Source organism: Arachnia propionica, assembly GCF_900637725.1.
Lineage (GTDB): Bacteria > Actinomycetota > Actinomycetes > Propionibacteriales > Propionibacteriaceae > Arachnia > Arachnia propionica.
The window spans coordinates 755,893-772,620 of record NZ_LR134406.1 but is presented as its reverse complement, the minus strand read 5'-3'; the positions used below and the strand labels follow the sequence as shown (position 1 = coordinate 772,620).

The 16,728-nt window shown below is 65.2% G+C and carries 15 protein-coding genes and 1 tRNA gene; 12 read left to right on the top strand and 4 right to left on the bottom strand.

The annotated features are described in order from the left end of the window. Positions 1 to 69: 69 nt before the first annotated feature. Positions 70 to 1,794, top strand: a complete 1,725-nt coding sequence (locus EL272_RS03410) for a hypothetical protein (protein ID WP_061787879.1) — start codon at positions 70 to 72, stop codon at positions 1,792 to 1,794. A gap of 179 nt (positions 1,795 to 1,973) precedes the next feature. On the opposite strand, the gene groL is transcribed toward EL272_RS03410, so the two are convergent. Next, a complete protein-coding gene (groL, locus tag EL272_RS03405; RefSeq protein ID WP_014845823.1) occupies positions 1,974 to 3,605 on the bottom strand; it encodes a chaperonin GroEL in 1,632 nt (543 codons plus the stop codon). Positions 3,606 to 3,962: 357 nt separating this feature from the next. Between groL and EL272_RS03400 the strand changes: the two genes are divergently transcribed. Then, positions 3,963 to 4,421, top strand: a complete 459-nt coding sequence (locus EL272_RS03400) for a GNAT family N-acetyltransferase (RefSeq protein WP_014845822.1) — start codon at positions 3,963 to 3,965, stop codon at positions 4,419 to 4,421. Positions 4,422 to 4,491: 70 nt separating this feature from the next. Here EL272_RS03400 and EL272_RS03395 read toward each other — a convergent pair whose 3' ends face one another. Further along, positions 4,492 to 4,758 carry a DUF3263 domain-containing protein gene (locus EL272_RS03395; RefSeq protein ID WP_014845821.1) on the bottom strand — a complete coding sequence of 89 codons (267 nt, stop codon included), beginning with the start codon at positions 4,756 to 4,758 and terminating at the stop codon, positions 4,492 to 4,494. 182 nt (positions 4,759 to 4,940) lie between these two features. Between EL272_RS03395 and manA the strand changes: the two genes are divergently transcribed. From manA to EL272_RS03375, 4 genes are all read left to right on the top strand, one after another. After that, a complete protein-coding gene (gene manA, locus EL272_RS03390) occupies positions 4,941 to 6,119 on the top strand; it encodes a mannose-6-phosphate isomerase, class I (protein WP_061787880.1) in 1,179 nt (392 codons plus the stop codon). 60 nt (positions 6,120 to 6,179) lie between these two features. Then, positions 6,180 to 6,252, top strand: a tRNA-Thr gene (locus EL272_RS03385). Between the two features lie 43 nt (positions 6,253 to 6,295). Continuing rightward, positions 6,296 to 6,850 (top strand): hypothetical protein, encoded by a 555-nt coding sequence (locus EL272_RS03380; RefSeq protein ID WP_014845819.1) that lies wholly within the window; start codon positions 6,296 to 6,298, stop codon positions 6,848 to 6,850. Positions 6,851 to 6,908: 58 nt separating this feature from the next. After that, positions 6,909 to 7,517, top strand: coding sequence for a class I SAM-dependent methyltransferase (locus tag EL272_RS03375; protein WP_061787881.1), 609 nt, complete (start codon positions 6,909 to 6,911; stop codon positions 7,515 to 7,517). Here EL272_RS03375 and EL272_RS03370 read toward each other — a convergent pair. Then, positions 7,504 to 8,250 (bottom strand): DedA family protein, encoded by a 747-nt coding sequence (locus EL272_RS03370; protein WP_061787882.1) that lies wholly within the window; start codon positions 8,248 to 8,250, stop codon positions 7,504 to 7,506. The genes EL272_RS03375 and EL272_RS03370 overlap by 14 nt on opposite strands. Positions 8,251 to 8,423: 173 nt before the next feature. Further along, a complete protein-coding gene (locus EL272_RS03365) occupies positions 8,424 to 9,422 on the bottom strand; it encodes a restriction endonuclease (RefSeq protein ID WP_014845816.1) in 999 nt (332 codons plus the stop codon). Positions 9,423 to 9,829: 407 nt separating this feature from the next. Between EL272_RS03365 and EL272_RS03360 the strand changes: the two genes are divergently transcribed. From EL272_RS03360 to EL272_RS03335, 6 genes are all read left to right on the top strand, one after another. Continuing rightward, positions 9,830 to 10,927, top strand: coding sequence for an ABC transporter ATP-binding protein (locus EL272_RS03360; protein ID WP_014845815.1), 1,098 nt, complete (start codon positions 9,830 to 9,832; stop codon positions 10,925 to 10,927). Positions 10,928 to 11,112: 185 nt separating this feature from the next. Then, on the top strand, positions 11,113 to 12,288 hold the full coding sequence (locus EL272_RS03355; RefSeq protein WP_061787883.1) for a trans-sulfuration enzyme family protein: 1,176 nt from the start codon (positions 11,113 to 11,115) through the stop codon (positions 12,286 to 12,288). Between the two features lie 204 nt (positions 12,289 to 12,492). Next, positions 12,493 to 14,604 (top strand): pyruvate formate lyase family protein, encoded by a 2,112-nt coding sequence (locus EL272_RS03350; protein WP_061787884.1) that lies wholly within the window; start codon positions 12,493 to 12,495, stop codon positions 14,602 to 14,604. A gap of 28 nt (positions 14,605 to 14,632) precedes the next feature. Next, positions 14,633 to 14,884: an autonomous glycyl radical cofactor GrcA2 gene (gene grcA2, locus EL272_RS03345; protein ID WP_041696198.1), complete on the top strand. Its 252-nt coding sequence runs from the start codon at positions 14,633 to 14,635 to the stop codon at positions 14,882 to 14,884. Continuing rightward, positions 14,885 to 15,784 (top strand): pyruvate formate-lyase-activating protein, encoded by a 900-nt coding sequence (pflA, locus tag EL272_RS03340; RefSeq protein ID WP_014845813.1) that lies wholly within the window; start codon positions 14,885 to 14,887, stop codon positions 15,782 to 15,784. Positions 15,785 to 15,818: 34 nt separating this feature from the next. Then, positions 15,819 to 16,637, top strand: coding sequence for a nucleotidyltransferase domain-containing protein (locus EL272_RS03335; RefSeq protein WP_014845812.1), 819 nt, complete (start codon positions 15,819 to 15,821; stop codon positions 16,635 to 16,637). The last annotated feature ends 91 nt before the right edge of the window (positions 16,638 to 16,728 follow it).

Here is a 16,728-nt window from a genome sequence, read left to right as displayed (position 1 = left end):
GCACCTGCGATACTTGTGACAACTCCGGCATTGGGTGCGAGTCACTCGACGCCGGGAAGGAGAACAAGGATGAGTGACGAACCTGATTCAGCCGCCGCTGGTGGCGGCAGTGCTGATGCAGTGAACACTGAAGGAGATTCGCCCGCTTCGAGCGAGTTGAAGATTTCAGAGTCAACGATCCTCATGGAAGTGGCCGACGATGTCGTGGTCTTGTTCGGTGAGATCCCGGAAGGCGTCGAACTCCTCGACCTCGGCCTGATTCCGGAGCATGACCGAACCCAGCTCTCCAGGGCACTTGGTTCCATCGGGAATGCTGGCACGATTGCCGGCAACATCGCAGAAACCGCCACCAGCGCGCAGGGGCTTTTCCGTCTCAACGAAGCAACGTTCTCGCTCCTGAGGAGCGGAGGCGAGCTTGCCGCCAAGGACGGCGCCAAGCTCGGAGCCATCCTCAAGAACGGCAAGGTCATCGCTCAGGCCCGCTTCATTCCAGTCTCCGTGACCGCCGCCACGGCCTTAGCCGCCATAGGCCCAGCCGTCGCAATGATTGCGCTACAGATGCAGCTGGGCGAAATATCGAGTCTCGTCCGAACCAACATTGCGCTCACCACACAGACCCTCAAGGCGATCCGCAACGAGCAGTGGTCCGAGCTCGAGGGCTTGGCGGACTCGATCGATGATGCGTCCCAAAAAGTTCGTGAAATCGGCACCCTCACTGACACGCTGTGGGAGTCAATCGCACCCATGGGACAACCGACCCGCAAACAGACGAGGCTCTACCGGAAGAACGTCACCGGCCACATCCAGGAAATCAGAAAATCCGACGGGCACGCCAGAAGGCAATATCTCGAATCCAACGCCGAGGCAATCGTCTTTGAAACGTACGCCTTGTTGACCTCACTCAAGACGCACGCGACCTACCAAGCACTGATGGCCGCACGAGCCAGAAAACGAAGCGAAACCGACGAGAATGAAGCCAAGCTCTTCGAGATAATCACCCGTGACACGCCGCCTGAGATAAAAGATTCCCGTGAAGAGATCGGCCAGCTCACCGAATCACTCGTTCGCGAGCTGCGGATCATCGCCGAGCTCCCAGGAAGGGCCACCATGCCGCTCACCAAGAAACGTCGGGACGCCAAGGCCGCGAAACTGACGTGCGCTCAGCTCCTCGAGGCCATCGAACCACTGGCCGAGTTGCTCCACCCCGCCGTCGCCATGCCGGCAGTCTCGGAGATGGCGTGCGCACCCGATGACCTTGATCTTGATCCCTATCTACGTGTGCTTCGGTGGTTCCTGGAGGATGGCGAACAGCTCCACGGCATTGCATTTCCGTACGAGGTCAGCGCAAACAACTTTCCGGGGAAACTGCCAGCCGCTGCACTCAGCAAGCTGCTCGACGCGGCCTGGGATGCACTCAAACCCGGCAAGATGCAGGCGCTGACCCCAAAGGCCACCTCCAGTACCTTCGTCGCGGTGACCGACCGCCGGATCATCACCGCGAATCCGAGGGAGCTCCTCCACTGCGGCGAGCTGGGCGCCACGTACCCACTTGATGATGTGGAGGGCGTGCACCCGAGGACCGACAACACGGACCACGTGTGTCCAGTCATCGGCGTCACCACTAAGCGGAGTGATATTCGGTGGATGTTTCCCGCCCGCGCCGACCAGACGAGCATTGACGATCTGGCAACCATGATTGATGACCTGGTAGCCGCGGTCACAGAGAGCGCATCCGGCCATGCTGAAACGCGGACCGCCATCGCTTCCTCTGCTACCGAAACAGCATCCTCTTGATCCTCACCTTGCGGCAGAGCAGGGACACGACCGATTACGCGACGCAAACCAGGATTCGTCATTCCGGCAAACCATTCCGCCGGGAAAACACATCGAGGATGTGGGCGGGAACACCGGGACACGACAAAGGGTGGGGCCTCCCGAAGGAGACCCCACCCTCGTGGGTTTCGAGCAGGCGATCAGAAACCGCCCATGCCACCCATCTCGTCCATGCCCGGGGCACCGGCAGCAGCGGGAGCCTTCTCGGGCTTGTCCGCGATGACGGCCTCGGTGGTCAGGAACAGGGCCGCGATGGATGCGGCGTTCTGCAGCGCCGAGCGAGTGACCTTGGCCGGATCGATGATCCCGGCGGCCACCATGTCGACGTACTCGCCGGTCGCGGCGTCGAGGCCGTGGCCCTTCGGCAGACCGGCGACCTTCTCCGCGATGACACCGCCCTCGAGGCCGGCGTTCATGGCGATCTGACGCAGCGGGGCCTGCGCGGCGGCGAACACGATGTTCGCGCCGACCATCTCGTCGTCGTCCAGGCCCTCCACCTTGGCGGCCTTGGAGGCCTGCAGCAGTGCGACACCGCCGCCGGGCACGATGCCCTCCTCAACCGCGGCCTTGGCGTTACGGACGGCGTCCTCGATGCGGTGCTTGCGCTCCTTCAACTCCACCTCGGTGGCGGCGCCGACCTTGATGACGGCCACGCCGCCGGCCAGCTTCGCGAGGCGCTCCTGCAGCTTCTCGCGGTCGTAGTCGGAGTCGGAGTTCTCGATCTCGCGGCGGATCTGGGCGACGCGGCCCTCGATCTGAGCCTGCGCGCCATTGCCGTCGACGATGGTGCACTCGTCCTTGGTGACGATGACCTGGCGGGCCCTGCCCAGCAGGTCGAGGGTGACGGTCTCGAGCGACAGGCCGACCTCCTCGGCGATCACCTGGCCGCCAGTCAGGATGGCGATGTCGCCCAGCATGGCCTTGCGGCGGTCGCCGAAGCCCGGGGCCTTGACGGCGATGGACTTGAAGGTGCCGCGCAGCTTGTTGACGATCAGGCCGGCCAGGGCCTCGCCCTCGACGTCCTCGGCCACCACCAGCAGCGACTTCCCGGACTGCATGACCTTCTCCAGCACGGGAAGGAGGTCCTTCAGGGAGGAGATCTTGGAGTTGACGATCAGGACGTATGGATCGTCGAGGGTGGCCTCCATCCGCTCCGCGTCGGTGACGAAGTACGGGGAGATGTAGCCCTTGTCGAAGCGCATGCCCTCGGTCAGTTCGAGTTCCAGCCCGAAGGTGTTGGACTCCTCGACGGTGATCACGCCCTCCTTGCCGACCTTGTCCATGGCCTCGGCGATGATCTCGCCGACGCTGGGATCGGCGGCGGAGATCGACGCGGTGGCGGCGATCTGCTCCTTGGTCTCGACGTCGATGGCCAGCCCGGACAGCTCCTCGGCGATGGCGGCGACGGCGGCCTCTATGCCCTTCTTCAGGGCCATCGGGTTGGCGCCGGCGGTGACGTTGCGCAGACCCTCGCGGACCATTGCCTGGGCCACTACGGTGGCGGTGGTGGTACCGTCGCCGGCGACGTCATCGGTCTTCTTGGCGACTTCCTTGACCAGCTCTGCGCCGATCTTCTCGTAGGGATCGTCCAGCTCGATCTCCTTGGCAATGGAGACGCCGTCATTGGTGATGGTGGGGGCGCCCCACTTCTTCTCGAGCACGACATTGCGGCCCTTGGGGCCGAGGGTGACCTTGACCGCGTCTGCGAGGGTGTTCATGCCCCGCTCGAGGCCGCGGCGAGCCTCTTCGTTGAATTCGATGAGCTTTGCCATGGTGTTTCGGGAATCCTCCCGTCCAGCCGGGGCGGGGCCCCGGAATCCTGTTGTCTTGTTCGGCAGGAACAGTGCCCGCGACGGACGGCCCTTGGCCTCACCAACCCTACCAGTAGCACTCGGAGGTCCCGAGTGCCAACTACAGTTTTAGCACTCCACCAAGGAGAGTGCAAAGAACAGACGTAAATTTCTTGGACATGACCGGTCCGGCGCGGACCCCGTTACCGACGCCCCAGGCGCCCGGCGACGGCCGCCTGCCTCGGGCCCGAGCCGGGCAGGCATCGGACAGCCACCACCCCGGGGACGCTGCGCTAGGCTTCTCAGGACGCTGTTGGGAAAGGACCGGGATCCAGAAGGATGAAGACATCAGCGAGAATCCGTCCCGCCGTGAAATCCGACTGTCCCGCGATCCTGGAGGTCATGTTCTCCACCCCGATGAGCCGTGAGTCGAGTTGGTGGCTCAACACCGTGGAATCCCTCGAGGCCAAGCTGGCCTCCGGTGGGGGTTTCGTCGCCGAGGCCGACGGCCGGATTGTCGGCTGCGTCATGCATGTCGTCTCGGACACGGACCTTGTGCTGCGCGGCCTGGCGGTGCGGCCGGAGTTCGAGAACCGGGGCATCGGCACCGCCCTGGTGGAAGCGGTCGAGACCAAGGCACGGGCCCGGGACCTTCCCCGGGTGCTGCTGGCCGTCAGCGCCTCCAATCTCGAGGTCTGCGACTATTACCTACGTCTGGGGTACGTCGTCAGCGAAGAACCCTACGCGCACGCCGCTCCGGGACGCCCGGCACCGGTGGTGTTCACCAAGGAACTGTGACCTGGCACCTGCCGGAGGTGGTCAGGGCAGCACCACCAGCGTGATCAGGTCACCGGTGACGGTTCTCATCTCAGCCCCGGAGCCTTCGGGCGGAGCGGGCGGCCTGGCGCTGTGCGCGCTGGCGACGCAGCCGCTTGACCAGCAGCGGTTTGTAGCCGAGGGCCGCCGGGTCGTCTATGAGCGTGTTGAGCCGCTGGTAGTAGCGGGTGGTGGAGCAGCCGAAACGCTCCATGATGGCCTGCTCCTTCGGAACCTCCAGGGTGAACCAGCGTTCCTCGAAGTCGAGCATTGCGGCGTCGCGGTCGGCGAGCGGGTTCTCCAGGGCGGCCTCGGTCATGACCCCATGCTACGCGACGATTTCCGGCGTGAATCACATTCATGTCATTCGGGACGGTTCGGCCGGGTGGCTGACACCCGGGTTTCCTCGAAACACCTGCGTCCCGGTTGATTCTGCAAGAGACTTGGAGTAACCCGCTGATCCGGGTTCACTGGTATGGACATGTTCATCTGGAGGAAACGATGCTGGAACTGATCGGGGTGCGCCAGAGCTACCCCTGGGGCACCAAGGACGCCATCCCCACCCTTCTCGGCCGGCCCGCGGACGACCAGCCCTGGGCGGAGCAGTGGTTCGGCGCCCATCCGCTCGGTGACTCCCCCACCCCGGACGGTTCAACCCTGTCGGAGTATTTGGCACAGGATCCCAACCGGCTCGGCAGGGCCTCCGTGATGACTTTCGGACGCCGGTTGCCGTTCCTGGTGAAGGTCCTGTCGGCCGCATCCCCCCTTAGCCTCCAGGCCCATCCCACCCGGCAGCAGGCCCGCGATGGCCACGCCCGCGAATCGCTGATGGGGATTCCCCTGGGCGCCCCCGAACGTTCCTTCAAGGACGACTGGCCCAAGCCCGAGACCATCGTCGCCCTGACCCCGTTTGAGGCCCTCGTGGGTTTCCGCGACCCGCTGCTCACGGCTCAGCTGTTCGAGGCCCTGGAGGTCGGAGACGCCTTGGCCTCCGTGATCGGTCCCCTGCGTGACCGCACCGGCTCCCCTGCCCTCCAGGAGGTCTTCCTGGACGTGCTCAGCCTCGACGACCGCCGCCACCTCGTCGACGAGGTGCTGGGCGCCGCCGTGAACCATCTCGACGCCCCCGGTGAGCTCGGTGTCTTCGCCCGCACGGCCGTGGAAATCGACGAGTACTTCCCCTCCGACCCCGGTATCCTCGCGGCTTTGCTGCTGAACCGTTTCTCCCTCGAGCCCGGCCAGGCCCTGGCCCTGCCCCCCGGCGTGATGCACAGCTACCTGCGCGGCACATGCATTGAGGTGATGGCGAACTCCGACAACGTGCTGCGAGGCGGCCTGACCGGCAAACACATCGACGTCGACGCTCTCCTGCACGTCGTCGACTTCACCCCGGGCCCGGACGATGTGCTGCTCCCGAGCGGATCGGACGGCACCTACATCTACCCGACAGGTTTCGAGGAGTTCGAGCTGTGGCTGCTGCAACCCACCGACGGGGACACCCTCCAGGTCCCACGCGGGGATTCGGGCAGGATCTGCCTGGTCGCCTCGGGATCGTTCGAACTGACCGGTGACGGCGATCCGGTGGTGCTGAAACCCGGGCACGCCGTTTTCGTGGCTGCCGAGGAGGCGGTCGTGGCGCGGGGTGAGGGACAGCTGTTCGTGGCCGCGACGGGCGTCTGAACCCGTCTCGCTACCCCGACTTGGCCACTTCGTTTCATCCGGGCACAATTGTGCCCACCTGCCTCCGTAGCTCAGCGGCCAGAGCGCTCGCCTTGTAAGCGAGTGGTCGAGGGTTCGACTCCCTCCGGGGGCTCTGACTGGACGTTTCGGGGTTTAGCTGCGCGATACACTGGAGCATGACTTCTGAGGATGCCGTTCCCAAACGCCCCGGTTGGCTGGTCCTGCTCACGTGGGGCGCGTTCCTGTGCACGTTGCCCTCCGCCCTGTGGCGGATTGCGATGATCATGGGATGGCTCCCGGGCGCCTCGGAACTCCGAGCCCGCGAACTGGGTTCGAACGCCGTTGACGGCTACCTCTACGTCTACGCCCTGAGTATCGTCCAGGTCAGCTTCGGCTTCCTCACCGTGGGTCTGGTGCGCCCCTGGGGCGAGCGCATCCGCGGCCGGACGATCCCGCGCATCATACCCACCCTGCTCGGGATCCTCGGGGGGCTGGCAGTCACCTGGATCTTCAACATCTCCATGGTCTCGGCCATCGCCTTCGGTCGCCGGCCGGACTGGGGCACCATGAGCGGTTGGCCCTTGGTCATCATGGTGTGGTGTTATCTTCCCCTGCTGCTCTGGGGACCGCTCGCCGTGCTGTCGGCGTGCGGCTACTGGTGGGTGCGCAGACCGCCCAGAACCACCGCGTCCCGGGCCGCACGGGCGGAACCGGAGGACCCGGAGGATTGACGCCCCTCCTGAACAGGGACTTCGACAATCAGGGAAACCCCGAGCACAATTGGCGTCCATGACTCCCGAGCCGAGCAAGTGGGCGCGCATGATCGCCGCGGACCCCGACCACTCCCACCGCTACATCGAACGCTTCAAGATCATGGAGGCGGCCGGGCACGACCTCTACGGCGAGGCCCGCACGGTGGATGCCATGGCGCCCCGCCGGGCCCGCATCCTGGACGCGGGCTGCGGACCGGGCAGGCACGCGGGCTGGCTTTTCGAGCGTGGACATCACGTGGTGGGGGTGGACGTCGACCCCGTCCTGATCGCCGCCGCTCAGGAGGATCATCCCGGACCGACCTTCCTGGTCGATGACCTGGCGGAACTGGACCTGCCCGCCCGCGGCATCGAGGCGAACTTCGACATCATCCTGTCCGCCGGGAACGTGATGGGTTTCCTGGCCCCCTCGACCCGCGTCGAGACCCTGCGCCGTCTCAGGGATCACCTGGCCCCCGAGGGCCGCGTGGTGGCCGGATTCGGCGCGGGCCGCGGCTACGAGTTCACCGATTTCCTCGAGGACGCGCAAACCGCGGGCCTGAACCCGGAGCTGGCCTTCTCCACCTGGGATCTGCGTCCCTGGCGTCCGGGCAGCGACTTCCTGGTGGCCGTCCTCACCGCCTCCTGACGGATTTCTTGGGTTTCAGGATCGCGGAGCCGAGCACCACCACCAGCAGGCCGATCGCGACGTAGGTCGCGATGCGGGCGTAGGCGTCGAGCAGACCGACCACCGGCTCCCCGATCTGCCAGCCGAACCAGAAGTACAGACCCAGCCAGAACCCTCCGGCCAGGAAGTCGTAGAGGAGGAAACGTTTCAGGCTGAGCCCCGTCGCCCCGGACAGCACGAAGACGACCGGCATGATGGGCAGCGGGATCGGCAGGTAGGCGATGACGAAACCCCAGGGGCCGAGTTTCTCGGCCCAGCGCACGGCCCGGGCGTAGTTGCGCGCCGCGCGTTTGCTGCTGCCCGCCCAGATCTCGATCATCCCGTGGCCCCACAGCTTTCCCGCCCACCAGTAGATCCAGTCGAGTTTGATGCTGGCCAGGGCCGCCACAAGCAGCACCACCGGCCAGTGAGGCAGCCGCCCGACCCCGGCGAGCGCCCCGCTGGCGGCGACGGAGACCCTCCCGCCCGTGATCATGGCCAATACTTCCGTGGCTGAACCGAACAGCAACCCGCGCAGGGGGAGCGTTGCCAGGCCGTAGACGCTGTAGATACTGATCCACACCATGCACGCGATGTCCGCGCGCCCCGGCTTGTGTTTCCAGGGCATGCCGTCGGCCTGCCACCATTCCTCGGCGGCCTGCTCCTCGCTCTCGGCTTCGGGGATCTCTTCGGTGGTTCCGGGTTCCTCGCTCACCCGCCCGATGGTACGCGAGCCTCCCCAATGACGCCCCACCCCAGCAGCGGACCTCCTTGCCGCGAAAGCGTCCGCCCTGCCCGGGTCTGCCGCTCGGAAGGTGACTCGGCCGCGGTTCCGGGGTCCTCTTGCCCCAGTCGCCCGTGGCAACGCATCCGAATCGTCGGTAACGCTCAGCCAAGAGACGCGTAACGGTCCCGGATGTCGATGGGCATGTTCAGCAGATGGTCCTCCAGCGACAGCTGCGCGTCTTCCATCATCGGTTCCTGAGTGGGCGAATGCGCCCCCCAGACCCGGCTGCACATCGCCACCAGATCCCGACCCTCGACCAGCTCAATGCCGACCTCCTTGGCGTAGGCGATCGCTCCCCTTGAGAAGGTGGACGTGGTCACCGCGATGAGGCGATTTGCATTTTCGGTCGCATTGGCGCCGAAAAGCTTCTGAAGAACTGGGCGGCCAACCGGATTATCCGGTTTGAAGCATTTGCACTCAACCAATGTCCTTTCACCGCTGCGGAACATGTCCAAGTCGAATCCACCGTCCGCAACCGGGGGAGTGACCTCCACCTGGTACCCGAGCTCCCGGTACAGCTCTGCACAGAAGGTCTCGAACTGGCTCGGCGCTTCGGCGAACCGGTGATAGAGGCCACCACTGGTGTTTCCGGTCCATCTCAGCCGGGCCCGGGCGCTGACCTGGTTCAGCTTTTCCATCTCCTCACGCGATGGAGCAATCACATGGCCCATCGAACGGAGTCTGACGACGAACTCGTAGAATTGGAGTACGGATCGGGATGCGAATCGCCACCGCCCGAGCTCCAGCACCGAGAACCCCTTGACCACGGCATTGTCGCGGTACCTGTAGTTCCTCGTTCCGTCCTTGTTCGCCTTCTGCCATCGCGGATACACCAGAATGAACGCACCGGTTTCGCGGTTGATCTTGGCGGGTTTGACCCGGAAACCCATAGGGATCCGCACACCTACGTCCGCTTCGGCGCGAAGTCTACGCATCCCGATTATGGCCGCATTGATGAGCATCAACAGGACCCATACGACCACGAAAACTGTGATTACCACTCCGAGCAGAACCAGCACCGGGTTCTCCGTCTCGACGAGTGTTCTCAAGACGCTCAAAAATTGATCGATCATGTCCCTGTTTTCCGCGATGACGCCCATCAGGCGGGGAAAGCATATCCAATCGCGTTTCCGGGGTCGACCCACCCCCGACAGGTGTCACGCAACCCCGATCAAACCAATCAACGAGCACACGCCTCCGAGACGATCCCGGTCCACCCACTCATCCGAAGAGACACCACACCCGGGCGCTACGCCCGCTGGGCGTCCCTCCACCAGCGGCGATCCTGACCCACCGATGACCTCGGGAGGAGTGGCCGGGTGTGGTGCCAAGCGTTGGATGGCTGACCATTTCTTTCCCCGAAAACCCTTGTCAAAAGGGTTTTATTCTTGGTTGAGGGGCGCCTGTCCGGAGCACCGGGAGGCTGTTAGTCTGTCCAGCTAGGAAGAGTCACTTCCACCACTACGGATCGTCGGGCACGTACCTGCCCGTGGAAAGGAAATGTGGCATGGCCACTGTCAGCTACCGTGAAGCCTCGCGTATCTACCCCGGCTCGGATCGCGCCGCAGTCGACAAGCTCGACCTGGAAATCGCCGATGGCGAGTTCATGGTCCTCGTCGGCCCCTCCGGCTGCGGCAAGTCCACTTCGCTTCGCATGCTCGCAGGCCTCGAGGAGGTCAACTCCGGCTCGATCTTCATCGGTGACCGCGACGTCACCGACCTGCCGCCGAAGGATCGCGACATCGCGATGGTCTTCCAGAACTACGCCCTCTACCCGCACATGACCGTCGCCGACAACATGGGGTTCGCGTTGAAGATGCAGAACGTCCCCAAAGCGGAGCGGGAGAAGCGGGTCAAGGAGGCCGCCCACCTGCTGGGCCTCGAGGACTTCCTGTCCCGCAAACCGAAGGCCCTCTCCGGTGGTCAGCGGCAGCGCGTCGCCATGGGCCGCGCCATCGTGCGCCAGCCGCAGGTGTTCCTGATGGATGAGCCGCTGTCGAACCTCGACGCGAAGCTCCGCGTGTCCACCCGCACCCAGATCGCCGCGTTGCAGCGGCGTCTCGGCGTCACCACCGTCTACGTCACCCACGACCAGGTGGAGGCCATGACGATGGGAGACCGGGTCGCGGTGATGAAGGACGGCGTCCTGCAGCAGGTCGATTCCCCGCTGGCCCTGTACGACACCCCGAAGAACCTGTTCGTCGCGGGCTTCATCGGTTCCCCCGCCATGAACCTCATGGAGGGCGCCGTGGTCGATGGCGGCGTCCAGATCGGCGACTACGTGGTCCCCGTGGCCCGCGAGATCCTCGCGAAGGCCGGGGGCGAGGCCACCCTGACTCTGGGTATCCGTCCCGAATCCTTCAGGATCGCCACCGATGGGCAGGGCATCGGCCTGGACATCGCCGTCGTGGAGGAACTCGGCGCGGACTCCTACCTGTACGGCACCCTCGCGGGGCTGAGCGAGGACGAGCTCGTCGGCGCCCAGCAGATCGTCGCCCGGGTCGGTGCCCGCCAGGCACCCGCCAAGGGTGATGTGGTGCGTCTCGCCGCCGATCCGGAGAGCGTGCACGTGTTCAGCAACGCCACCCAGGAACGCATTTCCTGAAGCACATGAGGCAAACGAGGTCCTGCGCCCCGGGGCGCAGGACCTCGTTTTTCATTCCCCGGGTCAGGAACCGGCCGAGAGCCACCCGGGTGGAACCGGGACGAACCCGATGAGATGGAAGCCCGGAGCACGACCGGAGTGCGGTAGCTTGGGGCCGGATCTGACGCCCCTGCACAGGAGACCCCATGGCGGAACTCGGCACCTGGACCCGCGCGATGCGCTCCGGACTCGGAACGGACACCTCCCACAAGGCGGTGGTGCCCCCCATCCATCTCTCGACGAACTACGTCTTCGCGGCCCCCGGGGAATCCAGCGGCTACGACTACTCCCGCGCCGGCAACCCCACCCGCGACCTCCTGTCGGACGCCCTGGCGACCCTTGAGGGAGGCGCAGCAGCCACCGTGGTGGCCACGGGCCTGGCGGCCGTGACGCTGCTCGTCGAGGAGCTGGTCCCGGTCGGCGGCGTGGTGGTCTGCCAGCACGACTGCTACGGCGGGACCTGGCGGCTGCTGAACCATCACGCCACCCGGGGCCGCCTGGAGGCGCGTTTCGTGGACTTCAACGACCCCGAGGTCTTCAAGGCCTCCCTCGACGGCGCCTCGATGGTGCTGGCGGAAACCCCGTCGAACCCGCTGCTGCGGATCACCGACCTGAGGGCCGTCGCCGAGGCCACCCACGCCGCCGGTGCGCAGCTGGTCGCGGACAACACCTTCTGCTCGCCGCTGCTGCAGCGCCCCATCGACCTCGGCGCGGACTATGTGCTGCACTCAACCACCAAGTTCATCAACGGGCACTCCGACGTGGTCGGGGGGGCCGTGGTCACCCGCGACCCCGAGACCGCGGAGCACGTGGGCTGGTTGGCCAACGTCCTCGGCCTGACCGCCGGCGCCTTCGACTCCTACCTGACGCTGCGGGGGTTGCGGACCCTGGATGCGCGCATCCGGATGCACGCGATCAACACCGAGGCGGTCGTCGACGCCGCGCAGGGACACCCCGCCGTCGCCGCCCTGCACTGGCCCGGGCTGGAAACCCACCCGGGACACGAACTGGCCGCCAGGCAGCAGTCCGGTTTCGGATCGCTGCTGAGCATCGACCTGGCGGGTGGCCGTCCCGCCGCCGAACGTTTCCTGCAGGGGCTGCAGGTCTTCCATCTGGCGGAGTCGCTGGGCGGGGTGGAGTCGCTGATCTGCCATCCTGCGACAATGACCCACGCCGGTATGAGCCCAGAGGCCCGCGCGGTCGCCGGGATCGGCGATGGCCTGCTGCGTCTCAGCGTCGGTCTGGAGGCGGCCGAGGACCTGGCTGCGGCCATCACCGAGGCCCTGGACAGGGCACAGGGCCGGGGGGAATCGGCTGGCTGACTCCCCCGCTCCCCATCCTCGGATCCCTCGGCCCGGCTCGTATCTTTAGGACTTGGAAACAGACATGGTTAGACTGGCCGGGTAATCGGTACACAAAACGCTCATCGTCGCACGAAAAACTCGTCGATACTTTCACGGCCTCGCCCGCTGCTCCACGACGGTCCGGTTGCGTCCGATGGCCCGACTTTTTAAGGAAAGACGCCCATGACTCTCCTCACGGAAGCCGTTCCTGAAAACACTTCCCCCGTCGATCCCTGGGAGAGTTTCGCTCCCGGGCCTTGGCGGGAGACGATCGACATCCGGGATTTCATCCAGCGCAACTACACCCCTTACGCCGGGGACGCCTCGTTCCTGGCCGGTCCGACGACCAAGACGCTGCGGATATGGGAGACCCTGGAGAAGGAATACCTGTCGGTCGAGCGAGCCCGGCGTGTCTACGACGTGGACACCGAAACCCCCGCGGACATCGATGCCTTCGCCCCCGGCCACATCAGCGAGGACGACGACGTGGTCGTCGGCCTGCAGACCGACACCCCGCTGAAACGGGCAATGATGCCCAACGGTGGCTGGCGCATGGTGGAGACCGCAATCCGAGAGGCCGGCAAGGAACCCAACCAGGACATCAAGGACATCTTCACGAAGTACCGCAAAACCCACAACGAGGCGGTCTTCGACATCTACACCCCCCGCATCCGCGCCGCCCGTTCCGCGCACGTGATCACCGGCCTTCCCGACGCCTACGGTCGCGGCCGCATCATCGGCGACTACCGCAGGGTCGCGCTGTACGGGGTGGACAGGCTGATCGAGTTCAAGCAGGCCGACAAGGCCGCCGTGGACGATGCCCCGTTCTCGGAGCACTGGGCACGGTTCCGTGAGGAACACGCCGAACAGATCAAGGCGTTGAAGAAGCTCAAGGCCATGGCCGCCAGTTACGGCTTCGACATCTCCGGTCCCGCGCGCAACGCCAAGGAAGCCGTGCAGTGGACCTACTTCGGCTACCTGGCCTCCGTGAAGTCGCAGGACGGCGCCGCCATGAGCATCGGGCGGCTGTCGGCGTTCTTCGACTGCTACTTCCAACGCGACCTCGACGCGGGCCTGATCACCGAGGAAGATGCCCAGGAGATCATCGACGCCCTGGTGATCAAGCTGCGGATCGTGCGTTTCCTGCGCACCATCGAGTACGACCAGATCTTCTCCGGCGACCCCTACTGGGCCACCTGGTCGGACGCGGGCATCGGTGAGGACGGCCGTTCGCTGGTGACCAAGACCTCGTTCCGCCTGCTGCAGACATTGCGCAACCTGGGGCCCGCCCCGGAGCCGAACATCACGATATTCTGGGACCCGAAGCTGCCCGAGGGATACAAGGAGTTCTGCGCCGCGATCTCGATCGAGACCTCGTCGGTGCAGTACGAGGCAGATGAACAGATCCGCTCCCACTGGGGCGATGACGCCGCCATCGCATGCTGCGTGTCCCCGATGCGGGTGGGCAAGCAGATGCAGTTCTTCGGTGCCCGCATGAACGCCGCCAAGACCCTGCTTTACGCCATCAACGGTGGCCGCGACGAGATGAGCGGCAAGCTGATCGTCCCCGACCACGAGGGGGTCGTGGGCGATGGTCCTCTCGACTTCGACGACGTGTGGATGCGCTACGAGAAAATGCTCGACTGGGTGGCCGCCACCTACGTGGAAGCCCTCAACATCATCCACTACTGCCACGACCGCTACGCCTACGAGTCGATTGAGATGGCGCTGCACGACTCCGACATCGTGCGCACCCTGGGTTGCGGCATCGCGGGCCTGTCGATCGTCGCGGATTCGCTGTCGGCCATCAAGTACGCCAAGGTGACCCCGGTGCGTGACGAGACGGGACTCGTAGTCGACTACATCACCGAGGGCGATTTCCCCACCTACGGCAACGACGACGACCGGGCCGACGAGATCGCCGCCGCCATCGTCCACACGGTGATGAGCAAGATCAAGGAGATCCCGCTGTACCGCGACGCCGTACCGACCCAGTCGGTGCTGACGATCACCTCCAACGTGGTCTACGGCAAGGCGACGGGCTCGTTCCCCTCGGGTCACAAGGCCGGAACCCCGTTCGCTCCGGGCGCCAACCCCGAGAACGGCGTGGACAATCACGGTATGCTCGCCTCGATGCTGTCGGTGGGCAAGCTCGACTACTCCGACGCCCTGGATGGCATCTCCCTGACCAACACCATCACCCCATCCGGCCTCGGCCGCACCAAGGAAGAACAGGTCAACAACCTCGTGGGCATCCTCGACGCCGGTTTCGTCCCCAACGACTGCTGCTGCTGAAATCACCAACCCAATCCAGGAGAAGAAAATGGCAATCAAAACCTTTGACGAGCGTATTTCCGACATGAAAGCGGCCCGCGAGGTCCGCGGTGACGTGCCTGGCCTGTTCCACGCCAACATCAACGTGCTCAACCGCGAAACCCTCGAGGACGCCATGGAGAACCCGGAGAAGTACCCGAGCCTGACGGTTCGCGTCTCCGGCTACGCCGTGAACTTCGTCAAACTCACCAAGGAGCAGCAGCGCGACGTGCTGTCCCGTACCTTCCACCAGGGCTCCTGAGTGACCCAGACGACGACATCGGCCGCAGCCGACGGGGTCACGGGCGAATACCGCCCCCAACCAGTGGCGTTGGATGCCCCCCGGCTGCGGCCCGGTGGTTTCGGTGTGGCGGGCATCGACATCACCGACGATCTTGAACGCCACGACCACTTGGAGCAGGTGCGCTCCGGTGAGTTGGCGTCCATGCACTCGTGGGAGCTGGTGACCGGTGTCGACGGTCCCGGCACCCGGATGACGGTGTTCCTCTCGGGATGCCCGCTGCGCTGCCTGTACTGCCACAACCCCGACACCATGTTCGCAGCCAAGGGCCAGCCGGTGCGGCTCAACGACCTGGTGGGCCGGTTGAAGCGCTACCGGAGGATCTTCCGCACCACGGGAGGCGGCCTCACGGTCTCGGGGGGCGAGCCCCTGATGCAACCCGCCTTCGTGGGCCGGCTGCTTCACGAGGCGAAACAACTCGGCATCCACACCGCGATCGACACCTCAGGTTTCCTGGGCGCCAACGCCTCCGATGCCCTCCTCGACGACCTCGATCTGGTGCTGCTGGACATCAAATCCGGCATTCCCGAGGTGTACCGGAAGGCCACCGGCCGGGAACTGCAACCGACCCTGGACTTCGCGCGGCGCCTGTCGGAGCGCGGCACCGAGGAGGTGTGGATCAGGTTCGTGCTGGTTCCGGACCTCACCGACGCCGTCGAGAACGTGGAGGCGGTGGCCGGGATCGTGGAGCAGATCTCCGTCGTGACCCGGGTGGAGGTGCTGCCCTTCCACCAGATGGGCCGCGACAAGTGGGCAACCTTGAAGCTGCCCTACAAACTGGCCGACACCTCACCTCCCTCGAAGGAATTGATCGAGAGGGTCAGGAACCAGTTCCGGGCGCGGGGAATCACCACCTACTGACGAGCCGCAACGCAGCCGCCCCTACCATGTCGGCATGATCTGCACCCTCACCGACGGCTTCGACGCGGCAACCGTCGAAAGGATCCAGGCCCGCCTGGACGAGGTGGAACGCGACCACGGCGTCCGGGTGTTGTGGGCGGTCGAGTCGGGTAGCCGCGCCTGGGGGTTCCCGTCCCCGGACTCCGACTACGACTGCCGGTTTTTCTACGTGCGCCGCCACGACGACTACCTGTCGCCGTGGCGTCCACGGGACGTCATCGAGACTCCCCTGGACGATGTGCTCGACGTCAATGGCTGGGACCTGATCAAGGCGATCCGGCTCGCGGCGCGCAGCAACGCAACCGTCATGGAGTGGTTGCGTTCCCCGTTGATCTACCGCGGACAGCCCGCGTTCGCCGAGGAGCTGCTGGACGTGTGTCGCGCTGTGGTGGACCACGATGCCATCCGGCGTCATTACTTCCACGTCGGCCGCGCTCACTGGAACCGGTCGGGCGCAGCCGAGGGTGGAAAGGTATCCCTGAAGAAGTTGTTCTACGCCATCCGTCCCGCGGCGGCCCTGCACTGGACGCGCACGCTGGGTTCTCCGGTTCCCCCGATGAACCTGTCGGCGCTGCTCGAGGAAGCACCCCCGGCCGAAGACGTCATCGACGCGATCACTGCCCTGGTCCGGGCCAAGGCGGTCACCCGAGAGCTCGGGGAGGGCGTCGTCCCGGAGCCCATCCGCCGGTTCGTGCTGCACGAATTCGGTTTGGTAGCAGAGACCGGGACTCAGCGCCTGAGGCCTGAGATCCGGTACAGGGCGTCTGCGGCCTTCACCGATCTGCTCAGGCGATTTGCACCGACATATGTATAGAAGGTTCCAGACACAAATCAGCAATATCTTTGCTGCAAACAGAACACCCGATAATTGAGAAAAGGGTTCAAATGGGGCCCAATATCGCCCG

What these genes read in the sequence shown, in the direction of transcription:
- EL272_RS03410 (WP_061787879.1), top strand. Translation starts at nt 70, where the DNA reads ATGAGTGACGAACCTGATTCAGCCGCCGCTGGTGGCGGCAGTGCTGAT.
- groL (WP_014845823.1), bottom strand. Translation starts at nt 3,605, where the DNA reads ATGGCAAAGCTCATCGAATTCAACGAAGAGGCTCGCCGCGGCCTCGAG.
- EL272_RS03400 (WP_014845822.1), top strand. Translation starts at nt 3,963, where the DNA reads ATGAAGACATCAGCGAGAATCCGTCCCGCCGTGAAATCCGACTGTCCC.
- EL272_RS03395 (WP_014845821.1), bottom strand. Translation starts at nt 4,758, where the DNA reads ATGACCGAGGCCGCCCTGGAGAACCCGCTCGCCGACCGCGACGCCGCA.
- manA (WP_061787880.1), top strand. Translation starts at nt 4,941, where the DNA reads ATGCTGGAACTGATCGGGGTGCGCCAGAGCTACCCCTGGGGCACCAAG.
- EL272_RS03380 (WP_014845819.1), top strand. Translation starts at nt 6,296, where the DNA reads ATGACTTCTGAGGATGCCGTTCCCAAACGCCCCGGTTGGCTGGTCCTG.
- EL272_RS03375 (WP_061787881.1), top strand. Translation starts at nt 6,909, where the DNA reads ATGACTCCCGAGCCGAGCAAGTGGGCGCGCATGATCGCCGCGGACCCC.
- EL272_RS03365 (WP_014845816.1), bottom strand. Translation starts at nt 9,422, where the DNA reads ATGGGCGTCATCGCGGAAAACAGGGACATGATCGATCAATTTTTGAGC.
- EL272_RS03360 (WP_014845815.1), top strand. Translation starts at nt 9,830, where the DNA reads ATGGCCACTGTCAGCTACCGTGAAGCCTCGCGTATCTACCCCGGCTCG.
- EL272_RS03355 (WP_061787883.1), top strand. Translation starts at nt 11,113, where the DNA reads ATGGCGGAACTCGGCACCTGGACCCGCGCGATGCGCTCCGGACTCGGA.
- EL272_RS03350 (WP_061787884.1), top strand. Translation starts at nt 12,493, where the DNA reads ATGACTCTCCTCACGGAAGCCGTTCCTGAAAACACTTCCCCCGTCGAT.
- grcA2 (WP_041696198.1), top strand. Translation starts at nt 14,633, where the DNA reads ATGGCAATCAAAACCTTTGACGAGCGTATTTCCGACATGAAAGCGGCC.
- EL272_RS03335 (WP_014845812.1), top strand. Translation starts at nt 15,819, where the DNA reads ATGATCTGCACCCTCACCGACGGCTTCGACGCGGCAACCGTCGAAAGG.